15 protein-coding genes are annotated in these 19486 nt (G+C 70.5%); 11 read left to right on the forward strand and 4 right to left on the reverse strand.

The genetic code is table 11. The annotated features are described in order from the left end of the window. The first annotated feature begins 224 nt into the window (after positions 1-224). The gene (locus tag CcI49_RS20640) at positions 225-1274 is read left to right on the forward strand and encodes an aldo/keto reductase (RefSeq protein WP_076828738.1); all 1050 of its coding nucleotides are present in this window, start codon (positions 225-227) and stop codon (positions 1272-1274) included. Between the two features lie 194 nt (positions 1275-1468). Here CcI49_RS20640 and CcI49_RS20645 read toward each other — a convergent pair whose 3' ends face one another. The 3 genes from CcI49_RS20645 to CcI49_RS20655 form a co-directional block, all read right to left on the reverse strand. Further along, a complete protein-coding gene (locus tag CcI49_RS20645; protein WP_235498211.1) occupies positions 1469-2569 on the reverse strand; it encodes a glycoside hydrolase family 6 protein in 1101 nt (366 codons plus the stop codon). Between the two features lie 71 nt (positions 2570-2640). Continuing rightward, the gene (locus CcI49_RS20650) at positions 2641-3147 is read right to left on the reverse strand and encodes a DUF4333 domain-containing protein (protein WP_054569084.1); all 507 of its coding nucleotides are present in this window, start codon (positions 3145-3147) and stop codon (positions 2641-2643) included. Positions 3148-3151: 4 nt separating this feature from the next. Then, positions 3152-4213: a phosphotransferase gene (locus tag CcI49_RS20655; protein WP_054569083.1), complete on the reverse strand. Its 1062-nt coding sequence runs from the start codon at positions 4211-4213 to the stop codon at positions 3152-3154. A gap of 313 nt (positions 4214-4526) precedes the next feature. On the opposite strand from CcI49_RS20655, the gene CcI49_RS20660 reads away from it, so the two are divergent. From CcI49_RS20660 to CcI49_RS20705, 10 genes are all read left to right on the forward strand, one after another. Further along, positions 4527-5177 carry a TetR/AcrR family transcriptional regulator gene (locus tag CcI49_RS20660; protein WP_083749642.1) on the forward strand — a complete coding sequence of 217 codons (651 nt, stop codon included), beginning with the start codon at positions 4527-4529 and terminating at the stop codon, positions 5175-5177. Between the two features lie 297 nt (positions 5178-5474). Continuing rightward, the gene (locus CcI49_RS20665) at positions 5475-6545 is read left to right on the forward strand and encodes a hypothetical protein (protein ID WP_054569191.1); all 1071 of its coding nucleotides are present in this window, start codon (positions 5475-5477) and stop codon (positions 6543-6545) included. 478 nt (positions 6546-7023) lie between these two features. Then, a complete protein-coding gene (locus tag CcI49_RS44195) occupies positions 7024-10506 on the forward strand; it encodes a beta-propeller fold lactonase family protein (RefSeq protein ID WP_277872744.1) in 3483 nt (1160 codons plus the stop codon). Positions 10507-10709: 203 nt separating this feature from the next. Then, positions 10710-11459 (forward strand): tyrosine-protein phosphatase, encoded by a 750-nt coding sequence (locus CcI49_RS20675; RefSeq protein WP_241840164.1) that lies wholly within the window; start codon positions 10710-10712, stop codon positions 11457-11459. A gap of 183 nt (positions 11460-11642) precedes the next feature. Beyond that, on the forward strand, positions 11643-12653 hold the full coding sequence (locus CcI49_RS20680) for a DUF2278 family protein (RefSeq protein ID WP_076828828.1): 1011 nt from the start codon (positions 11643-11645) through the stop codon (positions 12651-12653). A 49-nt stretch (positions 12654-12702) separates the two neighbouring features. Then, positions 12703-13188 carry a GNAT family N-acetyltransferase gene (locus CcI49_RS20685; protein ID WP_241840165.1) on the forward strand — a complete coding sequence of 162 codons (486 nt, stop codon included), beginning with the start codon at positions 12703-12705 and terminating at the stop codon, positions 13186-13188. 109 nt (positions 13189-13297) lie between these two features. Continuing rightward, positions 13298-14188 (forward strand): TIGR04222 domain-containing membrane protein, encoded by an 891-nt coding sequence (locus CcI49_RS20690; protein WP_158230792.1) that lies wholly within the window; start codon positions 13298-13300, stop codon positions 14186-14188. Between the two features lie 30 nt (positions 14189-14218). Further along, positions 14219-15751: a DUF692 domain-containing protein gene (locus CcI49_RS43470; RefSeq protein WP_076828752.1), complete on the forward strand. Its 1533-nt coding sequence runs from the start codon at positions 14219-14221 to the stop codon at positions 15749-15751. 33 nt (positions 15752-15784) lie between these two features. Continuing rightward, positions 15785-16117 carry a helix-turn-helix transcriptional regulator gene (locus tag CcI49_RS20700; RefSeq protein ID WP_054569189.1) on the forward strand — a complete coding sequence of 111 codons (333 nt, stop codon included), beginning with the start codon at positions 15785-15787 and terminating at the stop codon, positions 16115-16117. Then, on the forward strand, positions 16114-18321 hold the full coding sequence (locus CcI49_RS20705; protein ID WP_076828755.1) for a hypothetical protein: 2208 nt from the start codon (positions 16114-16116) through the stop codon (positions 18319-18321). Before CcI49_RS20700 ends, CcI49_RS20705 begins: the two co-directional genes overlap by 4 nt. A 532-nt stretch (positions 18322-18853) precedes the next feature. On the opposite strand, the gene CcI49_RS20710 is transcribed toward CcI49_RS20705, so the two are convergent. Then, positions 18854-19285 carry a hypothetical protein gene (locus CcI49_RS20710; protein ID WP_076828757.1) on the reverse strand — a complete coding sequence of 144 codons (432 nt, stop codon included), beginning with the start codon at positions 19283-19285 and terminating at the stop codon, positions 18854-18856. Positions 19286-19486 lie beyond the last annotated feature (201 nt).

Below are 19486 nucleotides of genomic sequence, written 5' to 3' on the forward strand. Positions count from 1 at the left end.
TTCGCCGAGATCCCCCGCGAGCGGGCCACCGTCGGTGCCCGGCGCGCCATCGCGACGGACGTCGACACCGCCATCCGCTCCCGCAAGGAATGGGCTCGGCTTTACGCCGAGAAGCACCCCGGCTGACAGCGGATGCGGATCGTCGTCCAGGTCCCCTGAGCTGTCCAGAGCTATCCGGCCATCCAGATATCCGGCTATCCAGCTATCCCAGTGACGGGGGCTACGTGAGATACCGCAGGTTCGGAACAACCGGCGTCGAGGTCAGCAGCCAGTGCCTGGGCACGATGAACTTCGGCCGGCTCGGCAACGTCGATCCCGACGAGAGTGTCCGGGTGATCAGCCGGGCGCTGGACGCCGGCATCAACTTCATCGACACCGCCGATGTCTACTCCGGCGGCCAGGCCGAGCAGATCGTCGGGCAGGCGGTCGCCGGACGCCGGGACGACGTGGTCCTGGCGACCAAGTGCTACTTCCCCATGGGCGGCCGGCTCCAGCGGGGATCGTCGCGGCGGTGGATCACGCAGGCCGTCGAGGGCAGTCTGCGTCGGCTGGGCACCGACCGCATCGACCTTTTCCAGATCCACAAGCTCGACTGGACCACCGATCTCGAGGAGACCCTCGGTGCGCTGACCGACCTCGTACGCCAGGGCAAGGTCCTTTACCTGGGCTCGTCGTCGTTCCCCGCCGACTGGATCGTCGAGGCCCAGTGGGCGGCCGCCCGCCGCAACAGCGAACGGTTCGTCTGCGAGCAGCCGCAGTACTCGATCTTCGCGCGGTCGATCGAGCGTTCGGTGCTGCCTGCCTGCCAGCGGCACCGGATGGCGGTCATCCCGTGGAGCCCGCTCGCCGGCGGCTGGCTGACCGGCAAGTACCAGCGCGGCCAGGAGCCCGCGAACGGCTCGCGCTACGACCCGGCCAGCCCCTTCATGCAGGGCACGGTCAGCTCGGCCGCCGAGCGCGCCGACCCGGCCCGGTTCGACGCTGTGGATGCCCTGCGCGCCGTCGCCGACCAGGCCGGCCTCACCCTGACCGAGCTGGCGATGGCGTTCGTCGCCAGCCATCCCGCGATCACCTCGACGATCATCGGGCCGAGGACCATGAAGCACCTCGAGGACGCGCTCGACGCAGCCGACGTCGACCTCGGCAACGACGTGCTCGACGCCATCGACGAAATCGTGCCTCCCGGCTCGGACCTGCCCGGGGTCGATCACTTCATCCAGTACCCGTCCCTGCTGCCCACCGCCCGCAGGCGGCCGTCGGGCCTTTCGGTGTAGCGGTCGAGACGTACCGATGAAGGTCGAAGCGGCCGGTGTGACGAACGTGGGCGATCTGGGAGCGGCATACCCGCGGGCGTTCCAGCGGCCGTACCGTTTCCGGCCAGGCGGTCCGGGCGGGTCCGGGCGGTAGGCCTTTCGCGACCGAGGACAGACGGACCGCCGAGCGGCCATCCATACCCGATCACCGCCTGTCAGGCCGCGTTGCGGACGAGTTCAGCCGCCTGCTCCGGCCACCAGGCACCGGCCTGCGGGTTGCCTCGACCGCACTCCCCGTCGCTGGCTCCCGGCGTCTTGATCCAGAGGAAAGCGTCGGCGAGCGGGTTTCCGGTATCAGTCGTCGGTGCCGGGCCGAGGCCACGGCCCGGTGGGTTGCACCAGGCGTTCTCGATGCCCTCGGCGGGCCCCCGGCCGTTGCGGGACGTGTCGACGACGAAGTGGCTGTTGCCGGTCAGGCCGGAGATGACGGTTCCGCGGGCCACCTCGTCCTCGGTGCGGTGGTAGTTGGAGACGTTGACCGCGAACCCGCGGGCGCGGGCGACGCCGGCCCGCCGGAGTCGTTCGGCGATGGCGGCCGGAGCGGTCCAGCCGCAGTTCGTCCCGTCCAGGTACACGCTGGTGCCGCCCAGTCCGGCGTAGACGTCGACGGCGTCGTTCAGGAGCTGGTAACGCTCCTCCTGCAGGGCCGGGGCGAGGCTGTCGATCTGGCCGAGTGAGTCCGACTCCAGGATGACGACCGCATGGTTCGGACCGATGCCGACGGCCACCTGGCGGGTGAAGGCCCGGTAGGAGGCGGCGTTCAGGGCGCCACCGGCGGAGAAGCCCGCGCCCGCGTCGCGGTGCGGGATCGCGTAGATCGCGAAGACCGCGGTGGCGCCGGCCGCGGACGCGGCCTCGCTGCGCTGGCGCACCGCCGCCGTCACATCGGGCAGCCAGTCTCCGACCCAGAAGGCGGTCGGTGTCCGTACGAGTGGCTCGATCAGATCGGCGTGGGCCGGGTCCGCCGCGGCCGCGGCGGCCGCCTGGCTCGCCGGGTCGGTGAAGAACGGCTGCAGCGGAGCCTGGCCCCGCGGACCGCCTGCATCGGCTGCGGCCGAAGCAGGCGCGCCCGAGGCACCCGAGGCACCCGAGGCTCCCCCGCAGGTGACCGACTGGCTGCCGGCGGCGTTGAGCAGCGCCGCGGTCGGCGGATGAGGTGCGCCCGCCGCCTCGGACCCGCAGGCGGCGAGCCCGGACAGGAGGAGAAGCGCCACCAGGAACCGGGCCCGTACCGGTCGGCTCACCGGACCTGCCATATCCAACGCCGTCCTCCGACCCTCATCCGACTGTCATCCGATGGCATTCATCCGGCACTCACACGGTGTGATCACGAGGGTGCGACTGCCGGCCTGCGGGCGGAGGGCTCCCGCGTCACGTCGGAGTACCAGACGCCCAGGTCGGTCCGGTCGCCGTCAACGGATGACACGTAGACGTGAATGCTGAATGTCGAGTTGTCCGCGGCGCGGGTCGCGAGGCAGTTCATTTCGGCGCCCATCTGGTTGGGAAGGTCGCCGGGGCAGTCTGCCGTGTACGCCCCTCCGCTGCCCGATCCCCGGTACACCGGGCTGATCTGGGCTTCGACCTCCTCCTCGGGCACCACCGGCCGGAGCGGCTCAGGGGATGTGGCACCACCCGCCGGCGATGTGGCGGCGGCGCTTCCGGCGGGCGTCGCCGCCGGTGGCTCGGCGTCGCCGGCCGAGCCTGAGCAGGCGGTCACCGCGAGCACGGCGGCGGCCGCGATCGCCGCCGCCGCGCCGTACCCCCGCGCCCGGCGGCGTCCGGCCGCTCCATCGGCCCGAACACCCGCACCGGCGACGCGGGTGCGGGGCGACATCGGGCTAGGCGAGCGCGTCGAGGGCACCGGCGGTGTCGAGATCGACGTACGCGGCCGCGTAGCGTTGCGCGAGCGGGATGGACACCTCTGGTCGTTGCCATCCGTCGGCGGAGGCGGTGGCCATCCAGATGGCGAGGCCGTGGGCCACCGAGGCCCGGTAGCGGAGCCAGATGCCGTCGCGGGTCGGCAGTTCCTCGGCGGGCAGGTCCAGGGCGCGGTGGTATTCGTCGACCAGGTCGCTCTCGCACGCCCGGCGGTCGTCGACGGTGAGTGCGCTCTGCACGAAATAGCCCAGGTCGATGACGTGATTTCCGCGGCGCAGCACCTGCCAGTCGAGGAAACCCGCCCGGTTTCCGGGAAGGGTGTAGGTGTTGCCGATGTGGGCATCGCCGTGCAGCAGGGTCTGGGGTCCGTCGGTCAGGGTGCCCACATAGGTGACCCACATCTGTTCGATCTGCGCGCCGGTGAGGGACCGGACCGCCGGTGGAACGGTTTCGGCGACCCTGCGCAGGCCGGTCTCGATGCCGTGCATCCCCTTCCACGCCGCGAAGGGCTGGACCCAGGCGAGGTCCTCCCGGTCGAGGCGATGCCCCCAGAAGGCACTGTGCAGCCGGGCAAGGCTTCGGACGGCGTCGGCCGCCTGGTCGGGATTCATGGGTGTGGTCGCGTCTCGAGGCTCCGCGCCTCGGATGGTGACGTCCTCCATGACGAGAACGAAGTCGAGTGTCGGCTCGTCCATGAGGGCGCAGTACGCGGCCGGGTGCTCCAGCGGTAGCCGCACACCGGCGCTGAACAGCCGGGTCTCGTTGAACAGTCCGCCGGTCATCGCGTTGAGCTTCGCGTGGGCCGGGTCGGCAGCCTTGACGAAGACAGCGGACGGACCTCGCTCGCCGATGTAGGAGAGCGCGAAGCGCGCGCGCCGGTTGGTGCCGTCGTCCCGCAGCACGAGGTCCGCCGTACGGACCTTCACGCCGGGAAAGGCGGCGGCCAGGGCCGCGGTCATCCACTCCGCGGTGACGTCGTCCCAGTCCGCCGGTATGCGTAAGGCCGGAGGCGCGCTTTCCATCTCGGTCCCCTCTCGTGTGGACATCCGGTCGCAGGTCGCACAGCCGGGGCGGGAGAGCGAGCCTGATCGTCGGCGGACGCAGCATAGCGCAATTCGCGTTAGACATCACACGCGAATTGCCGCTCAGCCTCGATCACCGTTCCCATCGCGGGAGGCACCCGTCGGGCCGCCCCCGGCAAGGAGGGCACGACACGACACGAGGCAACTAGAGTCGCGTTCGGGAGCGGCGGTCAGCCGACCAGCGGCGCCGGCCCCCGCTACTCCGGTGCGCAAGGATGGGTGACGATGTCGGACGGCCGGGCGGTCGGCACCTGTGAGTGACCCCGACCGCGGCGAGTCGGGCACGGCGGAAGAAATGGACGCACCCCCGCCGAAGCGGCGCCCGTACGAGAGCCCGACACGTCGCCAGCAGGCGGCCCAGACCCGTGACCGCATCGTCGCGGCCGGCGCCGAGATGGTCCACGGCTTCGCCAGCTGGGACTGGCGCGACCTGACGGTGCGGGCGGTCGCGCGTCGCGCCGGAGTCAGCGAGACCACCGTCTACCGGCACTTCGCCACCGACCGGCGGCTCCATGAGGCGGTGATGCGCCGCCTGGAGGAGGAGGCCGACATCGAGCTGGAAGACCTTCAGCTCGATACGTTCGACGACCTGATCCGGCGCATGTTCACCTATCTGGCGTCCTTCCCGATCAGTCCGCCGACACAGGACGACCCCACCTTCGCGGCGGCCGACGAACGCCGGCGAGCGGCGCTGATCGCCGCGGTGACAGAGTCCGCGGACGGCTGGTCGGACGAGGATCGCGAGACCGCCGCGGCGATGTTGGACGTGTTGTGGAGCGTGCCCTCCTTCGAGCGGCTGACCACGGTCTGGCACTTCGACGCCGACCGTGCCACGAACGCCGCCACCTGGCTCGTGCGCCTCGTCCGAGCCGCCGTTCGGGAAGGGCTTGGCCCCAGTCGGTGACATGACCCGTTCTGCGGGTGTCGCCCGTCCGGGGGCGGTGCCGGGAGAAGATCCGGCGCACCACTGGACAAAACGGACAACTCCGGGCAATTGATCGACGGCTTGCAACCTCCTTGCTTCAAGTCGACACAACTGCCACAAGTCCTGCGCAAATACGGCCTATAGTCGCCGATGGCTCCGTATCTGCGGATCCCGTGCAGCGTCGCACGCCCTGCGCTCCACCAGCGCAGAAGCTGTCACCCCCGGTGTGGACGGGCACATGTGCTCGCATCGCGCACCCCTGACGCGAAGGTCAACGTGAGATCACATCTGTCCGTGCGCAAGCACGCCGCGGCAACAGCACTGGTCCTGGGCACCGCGCTGGCCGTGGCCTTCCCGGGCGCGGCACACGCCAACACGGTGGGCGTCACGGTGAAGACACCCGGGGCTACCAGCGGTCCCGCGAGTGCCAACTCCGAGATCTCCACCCACGCGGACTGCAGCAGCGGCCTGATCTCCGGCGGTGGGATCAACCAGGCCACCGGCAGCGGCAACGGCAATCACGTGAAGGGCACCTCACCCAGCTCCGACGGCACCACCGAATACACCGGTTCCACCGGGGTCGTCGGCACCGATGTGACGCACTGGCTCGGGATCGGCGGTAGCGGCGGCCAGGTCGACAGCGGCTTCTCCACCACGCCCTTCGCGGTGTGCTTCACCAGCAATCTGATCAACCACACCCAGGTCGTCATGAACAAGACCAACGCACCCACCACCGCGACGACGGTGGGCCTGGTCACCGCGACCTGCCCGGCGAACACGGTCCTGCTCGGCGGCGGTGCGCGCACCACCCCGGGCACCATCGGCAACTTCAAGCCGATCGCCAGCTTCCCCACCTTCAACAACTCCGCCCACAACTACGGCCAGAAAGCCGCGGCCGACGGTGAGACCAACCCCGATTCCTGGACCGCTGTCGGGTGGGCCAACGGCAGCAACAGCACCAACTACACCTATGCATATGCGATCTGCAGCGGAAACAACATCAACGTCAGCGGCGTCACCGTGAAGGTCCGCTTCAGCGAGGCGAGCGGCCCGACCACGGCGAGCACCGGCCAGAAGGCGACCGTCGGCTGCTCCGGCGGGGACGGGAAACTGATCAGTGGGGGCGCCGCCATCAGCGGAGGCAGCGTCACCACGACCAACTTCACCGGACCGGGCTCGGGCGGCGACCACCTCAACGGAAGCTTCCCCAGCGATTCGAGCGGCAACCCGGTCAGCGACGGGACCACCACGGCGGCGTACTGGACGGCCTTCACCCATACCGGGGGCTCAAGCTCGCCGAGCACCTATTCCGACGTCTGGGCGCTGTGCGCCGACGACGGAGTCTGAAAACACCTTTAGCCCCGGACCCCGGGCGGGCATGGCAGCGAGCACGGCCCGCCCGGCCCTGCGCCGCGTGACGTGACGAAGAAGAAAAGGGGCCCGGCGATACGCGGCCAACGGCCGGCGGCCGGCAATGGCATGGTGCGGGCACGGCACGGCACTGCACGGCACGGGCGCGGCACGGGACAGCCGGCGCCGTTCCCGGCGCACGCCTTCTCACCGAGGAGCGCGGCGATCGTGGCGATCGCCACGCCCCACGGCATCCACGACCTCACTGCCGGCACCACACCGGGGGGCAGTGCCGGCAATGACGGAACGCTGCCGCGTTCGCGGTGGCGGTGGCGGCCCGGCGTCGCGGTGGGCCGGCGAGGCCGGGCCGGCGAGTTCTCATGGTTCATGAATGTTTTACCAGAGGGGGATGATCGTCATACGTAATCGTCGCGTATTCGCGTGGTCTGTTTCGGTGCTGGGTGTTCTGCTGAGTATGACGCTGACCAGCTGCGTGCCGGACCTTCCGGCGGGTGGCTCTCCGAAAAAAGCCTGCGGCAGCTCGGGTGTCCTCAACAAGAAGACCTGCACCTACAGCACCGTCGGTTCGGACACCTTCACCGTTCCCAGCGGCACAAAATGGGTCGAGATCACGGTTGTCGGCGCCCAGGGTGGTCATTACTACATCGCCGGTGACGACATTCACGGTGGCTCGCCGGTGGGCGATATCACCGGCCGTCCGGGTGGGGCCGGCGGCCGTGCGTACGGCGTGATATCGGGTCTGCCCGCAGGCCAGGTGCTGCAGGTCGATGTCGCCGGCAAGGGTACTGACGGCACTGCGGCGAGCCGGTCTGGTGGAAAGAACAACGGGCCGTCCGGCGGGCAGGGTGCCGCGGGCGGGTTCGGCGGCTCCAACGGTGGTGTCGTGGGCGGTAAGGGTGACGCCGGCGGTGCTGCTGGCGGCACCTCGAGCAACAACGGTGGCAACGGTGCCGGCGGCGGCGGCTCCTCGGATGTACGGGTCGCTACCGGCGGCTGCGCAAAGTTGACGTGCGGCCTGTCGGCTCGAGCCCTGGTTGGCGCGGGCGGCGGCGGCGGTGGCGGCACCGGGGGCCAGGGCTATGCGCTCGGCGGGGCCGGCGGTGCCGGTGGCGGTGACGCCGGCGCCGCTGGTGGCGCCATCGTCGACGGTGGCCATCCGGGGACTCCTGGGGGCGGTGGAACCCAGACCGCGGGTGGTGCGGCGGGTCTCAACGCCGGGCGGCACGCGACTCCGCCCGCTCCCGAGCCCGACGATCCGCGTTTCGGCGGCGATGGCAGCGCCGGTAGCGCTGGCACGGGAGGCGTCGGGGGCGCGGGAAACCAGCCCTGCCTGGGTGTGCACAACCCGCCCTGCAGGAACCCCGATGATCCGACCTCAGGTGGTGGCGCCGGTGGCGGCGGTGGTGGCGGCTACTTCGGCGGCGGTGGCGGCTCGGGTGGCGGAGGCCTCTCGATCGGCGGCGGCGGAGCAGGTGCCGGTGGCGGCGGGGGAAGCTCCTTCGCCGCATCCAACGCGAACATCAGCTCGACCCTCCTGACCGCTGGTATCAACACCGGAACCGTCAACAACGGAAACGGCCAGGTGATCATCACGTGGGGCAGCTCCAACGAGCCCAAGCCCACGCACCCGACCGAGCCGGAACCGACAACAACCCCGGAGCCGACAACGAGCCCGGGACCGACGACCACACCGACACCGGAACCGACAACGACCCCGACAACGGAGCCGACCCAGGGGCCTGGTCCGAAGCCGGCGGCGGCCACCGCCTACGTGATCAACAACTTCGGTAACACGGTGACCCCGATCGACGTGGCCACCAATACCGCCGGTACCCCGATCCAGGTCGGTAAGACCCCGAGGGGAATCACGGTCACGCCTGACGGCAGGACCGTCTATGTGACGAACCGGTCCGACAACACGGTGACGCCGATCAATGCGGCCACGAACACCCCTGGTACCGCGATCCCGGTCGGCGAGTCCCCGTTCGGAATAGCGGTGACTCCCGACGGCCGGACCGCGTACGTGGTGAACAACGTCGGCGACAGCGTGACGCCGATCGATGTCGCCACCAACACCCCCGGCGCCAACATCCCGGTCGGGGACAACGCGCACAGTGTCGCGATCACACCCGACGGCAGGACCGCCTACGTCACCGACTCCGCCGACGGCACGGTGACACCGATCGACGTGGCCACCAACACCACCGGCAYCCCGATCCCCGCCGGGAACAACCCGCAGGGGATCGCGATCACGCCGGACGGCAGAACCGCGTACGTCACCGACAACGCCAATGCCGAGAGTGCCACGGTGACACCGATCGATGTGGCTACCAACACCCCCGGTACCCCCATCAAGGTCAGTGACCGCCCGGTCGGAATCGCGATCACGCCCGACGGCACAACCGTGTACGTCACCAATGAGCGCGAAAACGTGGTGACGCCGATCGACGTGGCCACCAACACCCCCGGTGCCACCATCACCACCGGAGGCACCCTGCCGTTCGCGATCGCGATCACGYCGGACGGCGTGGCCGCCTACGCGGTCAACCGCGACAGCGACACGGTGACGCCGATCGATCTGGCCACCAAGGCCCCCGGCACCCCCATCCCCGTGGGTGACCGGCCGGTGGGGATCGCGATCACCCCGGCACCGGTGTGCGGGAGCACCGGTGTGCTGTCCGGGACGACGACCCTGACCTGCACGTATCACTCCGTTGGATCGGACACCTTCCGGGTGCCCGCGGGCGTGGGCTCGGTCGAGGTCGTCGTCACCGGCGCCCAGGGCGGGCACTACTTCATCGCCGGCGACGCCGCTCATGGCGGTTCGCCGACCGGTGACATCACCGGACGTCCCGGCGGGAGCGGTGGCCAGGCATCCGGGACACTGACGGGCCTCACGAGCGGCCAGGTCCTGCAGGTGGACGTGGCGGGCAAGGGCGCCAACGGCACCGGTGCCTCACGCTCGGGCGGGATGAGCAACGGCCCGTCCGGCGGTTCCGGCGCACTCGGCGGGTTCGGTGGGTCCACCGGCGGCGTGCCGGGCGGGCCTGGCGACGGCTCCGGCGCGAACGGCGGAACGGCCTTCAACGGCGGTAACGGTTCCGGCGGCGGCGGCTCCTCGGACGTCCGTCTGGCCACGGCGGGATGTGCCGCGCTGACCTGTGACCTGTCCACCCGGATGCTGGTCGGCGCGGGCGGCGGCGGCGGCGGAGGCGGCACCGGGGGCCAGGGCAACGCGCTCGGCGGGGCCGGCGGTTCCGGTGGCGGTGACGCCGGCGCCGACGGCGGGACCACGGTCGATGGTGGCAACGCCGGATTCTCCGGCAAGGGCGGCACCCAGACGGCCGGCGGCATCGGAGGGCTGAACGCCTGCCGGCACGGCGCCGGGAGTCCCCCGCCCAGCGACCCGCTGACCGATCCGCGCTGCGCCGGGGACGGCGCTGACGCCGCTGCCGGGGCCGGCGGGATCGGCGGGGCCGGCAACCTGCCCTGCAACGGGGTGTACGTCCCGCCCTGCCAGAACCCGACCGCCACCACTTCCGGCGGTGGCGCGGGCGGCGGCGGTGGCGGCGGTTACTTCGCTGGCGGCGGCGGCAGCGGTGGCGGCGGCGCCTTCGGCGGCGGTGGTGGTGCCGGCGGTGGCGGCGGTGGCGGGAGCTCGTTCGCCGCGTCGGACGTCGTGAACGCCATCCTGACCGCCGGAGTCAACTCAGGCACGGTCAACGACGGCAACGGTGCGGTCACGATCACCTGGACGCCTCCCAGCACCCCGGCTGCGGCTGCGGCTGCGGCTGCGGCGCCGACTACCGCTTCGGCCGCGGCTGTATCTCCGGCGGCGGTTGCGATCTCGACCGTCCCGCTGACCCCGGAGCCCACTCCAACCCCAACCCCGACCCCGGTACCGACCCCCACACCGTCACTGGCCCCGAAGCCCTGACAGGACGAATGACAAACCCGCGGAGCGCGCGCAGGTAGCGCGCACGGGGCAGCGCAAACACCGCACTCGGCCGGTGATCGACTCGATCACCGGCCGAGTCGCGTTGACCCGTCACCCCGAGTCGCGCGCGACGTCCGGCCGGTACGGAATGCTGGTTCCAGATTCACCCGGCTCGCACCCGGGGTCAGGGCAGAATGGGGCTCGTGACCGATCGCTGGATCCAGCTCGACGGGTGTGTGAACGCGCGGGACCTCGGCGGTCTGCCGCTGACGGGCGGCGGCCGGACCGCCCGCGGTGTGCTGTTCCGGACCGACACAGTGCAGCTGCTCAGCCTGGACGACATCCGGCGGCTGGTTGACGGGATCGGCCTGCGCGCCGTGCTGGACCTGCGCACCCCGAGGGAGGCAGCGGCGGAAGGCCGTGGCCTGCTCGCCGAGACCGACGTGCGCTACCACAACCTGGCGTTCGTGCCGGACTCCTACCTGGTTCCCGGCGACCCGGAGCACAAGGTGATCGTCGAGCGCCGGTCGAAGCAGGAGGTCGCCGACCACTACCTCGACTATCTGCTCCGGCCCGGCAGCGAGGCGCCGGACGCCGTCCGGCTGCTCACCCGGCCGGTGGAGCTGCCGGCGCTGTTCCACTGCGCTGCCGGCAAGGACCGCACCGGGGTGCTCGCCGCGCTCGTCCTCGACATCGCGGGGGTGGAGCGGTCGGCGATCGTCGACGACTACGTCCTCACCAACGAGCGGCTGCCACTGATCGCGGAACGGCTCGCCTCACTGCCCACCTACGGCAGCCGGCCGGCCAGGCGGGACATCAGCTGCCGCCCGGAAACCATGTGGACGTTCTTCGAGCGGCTCGACGACAAGTGGGGCGGCGCCACCGGCTGGGCCGCCGCCCACGGCATCACCGACCCCGAGCTGGACGTCCTCCGGACCCGGCTGCGTTCGTAGAAATCACAGGTTTCCTGAGAATGTACGCTCCCTGAATTTCTGCGGACGAAAGCAGGTCGGGCGATTGCGCACATGCATTTTCCTGGCGCGTGATACGCGGTAGCCGAGGTCTTCGGCCCTCGGTGGTGCTGCTACGCTCCGCGTGAGCGTTGCAACCACGGGGAAAATCAGGTGGAGGTTGTCATGCCGTTGAAATCCTACGGAGTTCTCGCCGGCCGCATACGTGACCACCGCCGCGAGGGCGGCGCGGACAGCCCGCATTACCAGATCGAGGTGGACGCGGCCGGAACAATGTTCCGGGTGGCGGTCAACGTGCTGTCCTCCCAGGCCCCGGCGGAGCTTCTCTACACCGCCTCCGAGGCCTTCGCCCATCCGATCCTGCCCGGGCTGGCGGCCCTGCCCGACGGATTCAACCCGCTGGACAGCACACCGGGTGGGCTCGCGCTGGATTTCATTCGCGGCAACCTGTTCGACCGCACCAGCCTGCGCGCACTGCCGTCGGACAAGCCCGGCCCCGACAACGACCTGGCGGACAAGCTCGACCACTACGTCCAACGCGCCGAGGCCGATTCGACCGCCCGGCTGTACGCCTTCGGGGAGCGCTGGGGCCCGGAACCCACCACCCCCGACAAGATCTTCGGATTTCTTCCCGGGAACGGCGTCCACGACATCCACATGAACCAGGGCAACAGCCGCCAGTTCACCCGGGATGACGGTGTCTGGCAGGACGGCGGGCTCCTGCTCGCGTTCGCAGACCGATGGGTCGCGATCTTCCTCGCGTTCCAGAACCAGATGTGGCACACCGACGACAGCACCGGCCACACCCTGGTCGGCGTTCCGCCCGCGGGCCCGGCCGGCCACCCCGCCCCCGGCGAGCCCGACCGGCAGATCCGCATCATTGCCGCGCTGGTCAACCCGCTCGGTCCCGCCCCGGAGGCCGAAACCGTCACGCTGCTCAACACCACCGCCGAACCGGTCGATCTGGCCGGCTGGTCCCTGCTCGACCGCGCCAGCCACCGCGCCCGCCTGACCGGCCCGGTGCTTCCCGCCGGCGACGCGGTGCGGATCCCCGTCCCAGCACCGGTCGCGCTCGGCAACAGCGGCGGCACCATCACCCTGGTCAACGCGGACGGGCTGAAGGTCGACGGCGTCGCCTACACCACCGCCCCCGAAGGACGCACCCTCACGTTCTGACCAGCCCGGCCCCACAGGAACCGGGAACCGCCCGGATGACGAGCGGGTGGTGCGGGACACTTGGGCGGTGTCCGCTGTCACGACCGATGGCACGACCGATGACGATCGGCAGTCCGACGGCGTCCGGATCGTCAGCGCTTCTCTCGCCGATGCGGAGGAGCTTCTCGCGCTTTGGGAAGCCGCGGCCGAGAACGAGGCCAGGCCGGCGGACACCGCGGACGCCATCCGCACCATGCTCGCCCGCGACCCCGAAGTCTGCCTGGTCGCGCGGCAGGGCGACCGTATCGTCGGCTCGCTCATAGCCGGCTGGGACGGCTGGCGGGCGCACCTCTACCGGCTGGCCGTTCACCCCGGCGTCCGACGTCAGGGCATCGGCCGCGCGCTTCTCGACGCCGCGGCCCTCCGGCTCCGCTCGCTGGGGGCGACCCGGCTCGATGCGATGGTGCTCGAGAACAACGAGCTCGGCCACACCTTCTGGCGAACCGCCGGCTTCCAGTCACAGGACGAGTGGCGGAGGTGGGTCAGACCGAGCTGAAACCGCTGCCGACAAGGAACCTGACCGGCAAACGGCAGTCATTGAGCCGACTGGTTGCGCGGGCGGGGTTTCCTGGACGCCGCCCAGCGCGCTGCCGCACGATCGGTCCGTGACAGCCAGCGGAGTCGAGATGCTCGCGGCGCAAGGCGATACCTGGGGGATCAGCGGCCCTGCCTTCCTCACCATCTACGGCTGGGCGTTGGCGGGAGTCGCCGGTCTTGTCTTTCTCATGCGGCAGCGGACGCTGAGCCGCGCCGATGGTTCTCCGGTTCACTCGAGCAGCCAGTTGCACGGCGACTATGCCTATCTGACCGGCGGCCTGGAACGGGCGGTGAACGTCGCCGTCGTCTCGCTGTGCGAACAGGGTTTCCTACGGCCGGGCCCGTCGCGCGGACAAGTGGACGTCGCACAGTCCCCCGGGCCGGGCGCGGTGGGCCCGTTCGAGCAGATGGTGTTCGATCTCGTCGGTGCGCTGGGCGCCGCACGGCCGGCTGATCTGGTGCGTCGTCTCCGCGGGGACGCTCGGGTCATGGCTGTGCACCACCATCTGGTCGGGTTCGGATTCGTTGCCACACCCGCGCAGGCGCGAGCGGTCCGGTCGCTGGCCAGGTACTTCCTCCCTCTGCTGGCGATCGGTCTGATCCGGCTGGTGTTCGGTGCGTCCCGGCACCGACCGGTCGGCTTCCTGCTGCTCGAACTGCTGGCCACCGGAGTGGTGATGATCGCGGCTGCCGCTCCCTGGCAGGACCCGATACTCACCTCGACCGGCCGTCATGTGGTGAGCCGGGCTCGGGCGGACTTCGCCGGCCTGCGTTCGGGCAGCCTGCAGGGGGAGCGCGCGCTGGCCGTGTCGCTGTTCGGGCCGGCCGCCCTGTGGGCTGCCGATGAGGCCCTCGCCGGGCAGTTGGGGTTCAACCGGCCGTCGATCGGCGGTAGCGACGGTGGTGGTGGCGGGGACGGCGGTGGCGGCGGTTGCGGTGGAGGTGGTTGCGGTGGATGACCATGCCTGCGGTAGACGACGAGAACCGCAGTGAGTGACGGTGGCGGGAGACAACAGCCATCCGGGCTGAGCCCAGGTCTGGGTGCCGGGTGGCGCCCGCCGCTGGCGAACGTGCTCGCGCAGCGCGCCGACCTGACGTTCGTCGAGGTCATCGCCGAGGCCGTGGACCCGCGGGCACCACTGCCGGCTTCACTCGCCAGCATTGCCGGCCGGGGCGTCCCGATCGTCCCGCATGGGATCCGGCTGTCCCTGGGAAGCACGGAGCGTCCGCAGCCTGCTCGCGTCGCGCGCCTCGCCGCGGTGGCCCAGCGGTGCCAGGCGCCACTGGTCAGCGAGCATGTCGCGATGGTCCGCGCCGGCGGCCTCGAGGCGGGGCACCTGCTGCCGGTGCCACTGACCCGGCAGTCGCTCGACGTGGTGGCGGGCAACGTCCGGGCGGTCACCGCCGAGCTGGGTGTGCCACTGGCGCTGGAACATCCGGCCTCCCTGCTGCGGTGGCCGGCGGACCATCTGCATCCGGCGGACTTCCTGACCGAGCTGGCCGAGCGAACCGACGCGCTGCTGATCCTGGACGTGGCCAATCTCCACGCCGACCGGCACAACCACAGCCTCGACCCGGCTCGGTTCCTCGACCGGCTCCCCTGGGAGCGAATCGCCTACGTGCACGTGGCCGGCGGAGTCGAACACGACGGCCGCTACCACGACACCCACCGCCACCCCGTGCCCCCGGCGGTGCTGGGCCTGCTGGCCGAGACTGTCCGCCGATGCCCGCACCACCTACCGGTCATGCTGGAACGCGACGGCGACTATCCCAGCGCCGCCCGGATGAACGCCGAGCTCGACGCCATCGCGGGCGTCCTGTCAGTCACGCCGGCGGCCCAGCCCGCGCCGCGGTTTGCCGACTCGCGCCGGGCCGCGAAGCCGGCTGGCGGCTGGAACGCGGCCCCACAGGCGGATCTGGCTGCCGAGCAACCGGATCCGGCGGACGAACAGCGGGTCCCGGCGGCTGAGCAGCGCGGCCTGGCAGCTGAGCAGCGCGACCTGGCGGTTGAGCAGGCTGATCTGGCGGTTGAGCAGGCTGATCTGGTGCGAGCGCTGGTCGACGGCGGGCCTGACCCGGCCGCGTTTGATCCGGCCGGTCTCGCGGCCACTCGGGCGGCCCTGCTGGACAAGCGGACGCGCGAGGTGGCAGCCGTGTGGCCGGCACTTGCGCGGATCCCCGACTTCGCTGACCGGTTCGCCCAATATGCGGCCGGCACGCCACCGCGCGGCCCGGTCGCCGACGGGCGTGCCTTCGCCGAGTCCGTCCGCACCACGCTCGGCATCGTTGCCGTGGCCGAACTCCTGACGCACACGCTGCCGAGACGGCCGTTCGCCGTACGGACCGGGCGTTCGGCCGACCGGCGTGCGGTTGCCGCCGTTCGGCTCCCGAGCGGTGCCGTTCGGATGCTGAAGCTTCCTGCTCCACCGATCGACCCGGGCTCGCGAAGCTCGCGGACCGAGCAACGCCCGCGGACCAGGCCGGACCAGTCGGCGACCGATCCGAGCCCGCCGAGATCTTGACTCCCCTATCTCTACATATCTAGATTTATGGCCATGGCAGGACTGTCCCGGGTGACGCCCGCAACGCTCGACGTCCTCGAGGTGCTCCTCGACGACGAGGTCGAACCGTACGGCCTGGCGATCGCCAAGAAGGCCGGGCTGGCGACCGGCAGCGTGTTTCCGATCCTGGCCCGGCTCGAACGCCTGGGATGGGTCGCCTCGGACTGGGAGGACACCGACCGCCCTGGTGCGCGTCGACGGCTCTACCGGTTCACCCCGGACGGGATGGCCGGCGCCCGGGTGCTGCTCGCCGAACGCCGCGGCCGCGATGCCGGGCGGCGCCGTGGGCTGGGCGGATTCACCCCGGCGCCGGAGGGCCCCCGATGACCACGGCTCCGGACGTCGCACCGCGCCTGGGTTTCGGCGCCACACCACACACGGCTCCCGCCGCCCCGCCCCGAACCCTGGCACGGCGGATGGTCTTCGGCGTCATCGCGGGCGCCTGCCTCGCCAACCTGCTGGCCCGTGCACTTCCCGCGGGTCTGACCTACACCGTCACCGCCGTCGGCGCGGCGCTGGGGCTGATCCTCGGCGCGGCCGCCGCGCACCGCCCTCGGCTGTCCAAGCCCGCCCTGGGAGCGGGGCTCGGCCTGCTGGCCGGATACCTGGCGCATCCCGTCTACCCGATCATGTCGACTCTGAACGCCATCACCTACCTCCGCAGTGACAGCTTCGACTTCGGATATGGCCCGGCGTTCTCGATGCTGCTGGGCGCCGGCATCGGGGCGGTTACCGGGGCGTTCGTCGAACGTCGCCCGCGGCTGGCCTCGCCATTGCTGGGTGTCGTGCTGGGAGGGCTGGGAGGCCACCTCGCGGAGTTCGCCTGCCGGGCCGGCAACGCCGCCGTCTACTACGACAGCAGCATCCAGCGGTTCGCCGGCCGGGCTACGTCGACAGCCGTTCCCGACGGGTACCAGCAGTTGGCGTGGGTCGCCGTCGGTTCGGCGCTCGGCCTGCTGCTCGGCCTCGTTGTTCGCCGCCGCCCCCGGTGGACGGCAGTCCCGCTCGGGCTCGCGCTGGGTGTGGTCGCCGGCAGTGTCGGGTCCGCCACCAGCAGAACCAGCTTCGCGGCCTTCGACGGTGCCGATCGCATGATCTTTTCCGGCTTTGCCAGCGACAACGTCGCCGGCTGCCCGCCCATGGTCTGGATCGCGGTGGCGGCTGCGCTCGGCCAGTTTCTCGGTGCGCTCGCCATCCGCTTCCAACCACTGGTCAGGCCCTGGTCAGGTCTGGCCATCGGCGCGTTCGGTGGATTCGCGCTCTTCCTCGGTGCGCGGTCGGCAGACGGGAACGAATACGAGTTCAGCGACGGACTCGACGCGGCAGCTGTTTTCTCAGAAACGTCGGTCGGGTACGTTCTGCGCGGCCATGAGCCGATCTTCGGAATGGCCGTCGGCGCCGCCGTCGGGTTGATCATCGGGGCACGGGCCTTCCGACGATTCCGCCCCGCGGTATCTCGGCTCGGCCTGGCTGCCGGAAGCGCTGCGGGCTTCCAGGTCGCCACCGCCTATATGTACATCTGGAGCTTTCGGGCAGCGCCGTCCGCCCCCACAGGCTACTTCTACACAGATTACGTCCCCTTCATCATCCTTGCGGTGGGCATGCTGGCCGGATTTGTTCTCTGGCCGGTCGCCGCCCGCCGGCCGCGCCTGGCCAGGCCACTGGCGGGAATCACTCTCGGCATGCTCACCGGCTACGTGGCGAGCAGTGCCGCGCTCAACGCCTATCTGCGGGTGGTCGATTACCACTTCGAGCAGCCGAGCGATGCCGGCTATGCCCCTGTCATAGGTGCGACCGCAGGTGCTGTCGTCGGGCTGGCGCTGGGCCTGCTCGCCAACCGGTACGCCCGCCCCACGACGACGGTTCTGGGCGTGGCCCTCGGCCTGCTGGGCGGCGAGGCAGCCGCCGAAGCCCTGCAGTTCCAGATCGTGCACTACCGACATGAAGATCCAGGTGCGCACCACGTGTACTTCCAGCTCGGCTTCTGTGGAGCTGGCGTGGTGGGTGGGCTGGTTCTCGGCGTACTCGCCCATCGCCATCCGCTGCGGAGCCGACCGGGCTTCGGCGCACTCGCAGGTGCTTTCATCGGGGTGACGCTTCCGGGCCTTGCCCTCGGAATGCCACCGCTCGAGACCGTCACGGTCTGCGCCGCCGTCGGAGCGGTCATCGCCACTCGCCGGCCCAGTTCCACCTGGCGGCTCGTGCCAGCCGGAGGTGGCCTGCACCGAACCGCGCTGTCCGTCCGAACGCTCGCCGGTGAACTTCGGCCCGGCGCTTTCACCCAGGGCCTGATCACGGCTGCGGCGGCCATCGCGGTCGACGACCGGCGGCAGGAACGCTACGCCGAGGAGTTTCGCGCGACCCTCGCCGAGATCACCGGGCCGCTGGCCGCTCCCCGGCGGCTCTGGTGCGCGCTCACGATCCTCGCCAACGCAGCCGCACTGCGCATCGAGCTGCGCCAGGCCCCTGAAACCGAAAACGAAGTCGACGCCGCGGATGAAGACGCGGACGAAACGGAGTCCTTGACCTGACGGCGTGCACGGGCGGCCGACGCGGGCAGTGCTGGCACTGATCGTGCTGGCCCCCGATATCGACCTGGCAGTCCGTCACTCCGCGCTATCCGCCGCACGATGTCCTACTGGGCATCCCGCGCCACCAAACAGCGCGAGCAATTCACCCCAATAGGAGAAACTGGGCCCATGGAGTTGCTTGACGCTTCGCAAGAAGTGCGGATTTCGACTGCCGCAGAGCCTGTCGCGGTTTGGCGAGTCGCAAGAGTGAAGGATTTTGGTTGTTCCGACGACCAAAATCCTTCACCCTTGCGCACGGCCAGGCGAATCTGCGCCCCTTTTGCGTATCTTGAGATGAAATGCCGGTGTTGTGTGGCAGTGCGGGTGCGGGTGCGGGTGCGGTTCGCCTTCCGTCAGCACGGCTCCGCCAAGCCCATGCTGCTGGTCCGGATCCGTCGCGTCTCAGGATTCTGCGAAAAGCTCTGCGGAAGCCGAAACCCTCGCTTCTTACTCGGAAGCGGTGGAGGTGGAGGTGGACGCGTCCGGTCGGACGTCAGCAGTCGATGGAATGCTCGGTGAGTTCGGCCCGCAGCTGGGTGAGGGTCGGGTTGTCCGGCCAGGTGCGGTCGTCCTCGACCTCGCGCCCGGAGCCGCGGGCGTCGCGGACCTCGTCGACGTCGAAGTAGTCGACGAGACCGCGGCCCGAGGAGCGCACGTCGTTCTCGAGTTCGACGTCGCAGGTCTGCGGGTCGGCGTCGGTGTTCACCAGGACGTGCGCGTCGTAGGCGACAGTGCGCTTCTTCCCACCCTTGCGCTCGATGTCCGCGGACACGTGGACCTTGCCGTAGCCTTTCGTGCGCAGCTTCTCGGCGAACTTGTCCGCGTCGTTCTTGGAGCCGCAGGCCGTCAGACCGGTCAGCACGCTCGCGGTGAGCGCGAGGGCGATCCCGCCCCTGACCATGGGTGTCCGCTGCTGCCTGGTCATGTTTCCTCGTCCTGCCTTCCACCACGCAAGGTCGACACGTCTCGAGCAGAGGTCGACATGACCTGAGCCGGGTCGGTCCAGAATKACCCCTTCGCCCGGAAGGCACCCGCCTGTGTCATCTATTGGGCAGGCACCTCCGACCCAGACAGGCACCCCCGGGCAGGCACCGGCGTTGGTACGCACTGCCGGCCGTGACCTGGG

This window comes from Frankia sp. CcI49 (assembly GCF_001983215.1).
Classification (GTDB): domain Bacteria; phylum Actinomycetota; class Actinomycetes; order Frankiales; family Frankiaceae; genus Parafrankia; species Parafrankia irregularis.

Excerpts from the sequence above, each read along its gene's own strand:
- CcI49_RS20680 (WP_076828828.1), top strand. The coding sequence starts at position 11,643 with ATGCCGTTGAAATCCTACGGAGTTCTCGCCGGCCGCATACGTGACCAC.
- CcI49_RS20705 (WP_076828755.1), top strand. The coding sequence starts at position 16,114 with ATGACCACGGCTCCGGACGTCGCACCGCGCCTGGGTTTCGGCGCCACA.
- CcI49_RS20655 (WP_054569083.1), bottom strand. The coding sequence starts at position 4,213 with ATGGAAAGCGCGCCTCCGGCCTTACGCATACCGGCGGACTGGGACGAC.
- CcI49_RS20645 (WP_235498211.1), bottom strand. The coding sequence starts at position 2,569 with ATGGCAGGTCCGGTGAGCCGACCGGTACGGGCCCGGTTCCTGGTGGCG.
- CcI49_RS20650 (WP_054569084.1), bottom strand. The coding sequence starts at position 3,147 with ATGTCGCCCCGCACCCGCGTCGCCGGTGCGGGTGTTCGGGCCGATGGA.
- CcI49_RS20700 (WP_054569189.1), top strand. The coding sequence starts at position 15,785 with ATGGCAGGACTGTCCCGGGTGACGCCCGCAACGCTCGACGTCCTCGAG.
- CcI49_RS20710 (WP_076828757.1), bottom strand. The coding sequence starts at position 19,285 with ATGACCAGGCAGCAGCGGACACCCATGGTCAGGGGCGGGATCGCCCTC.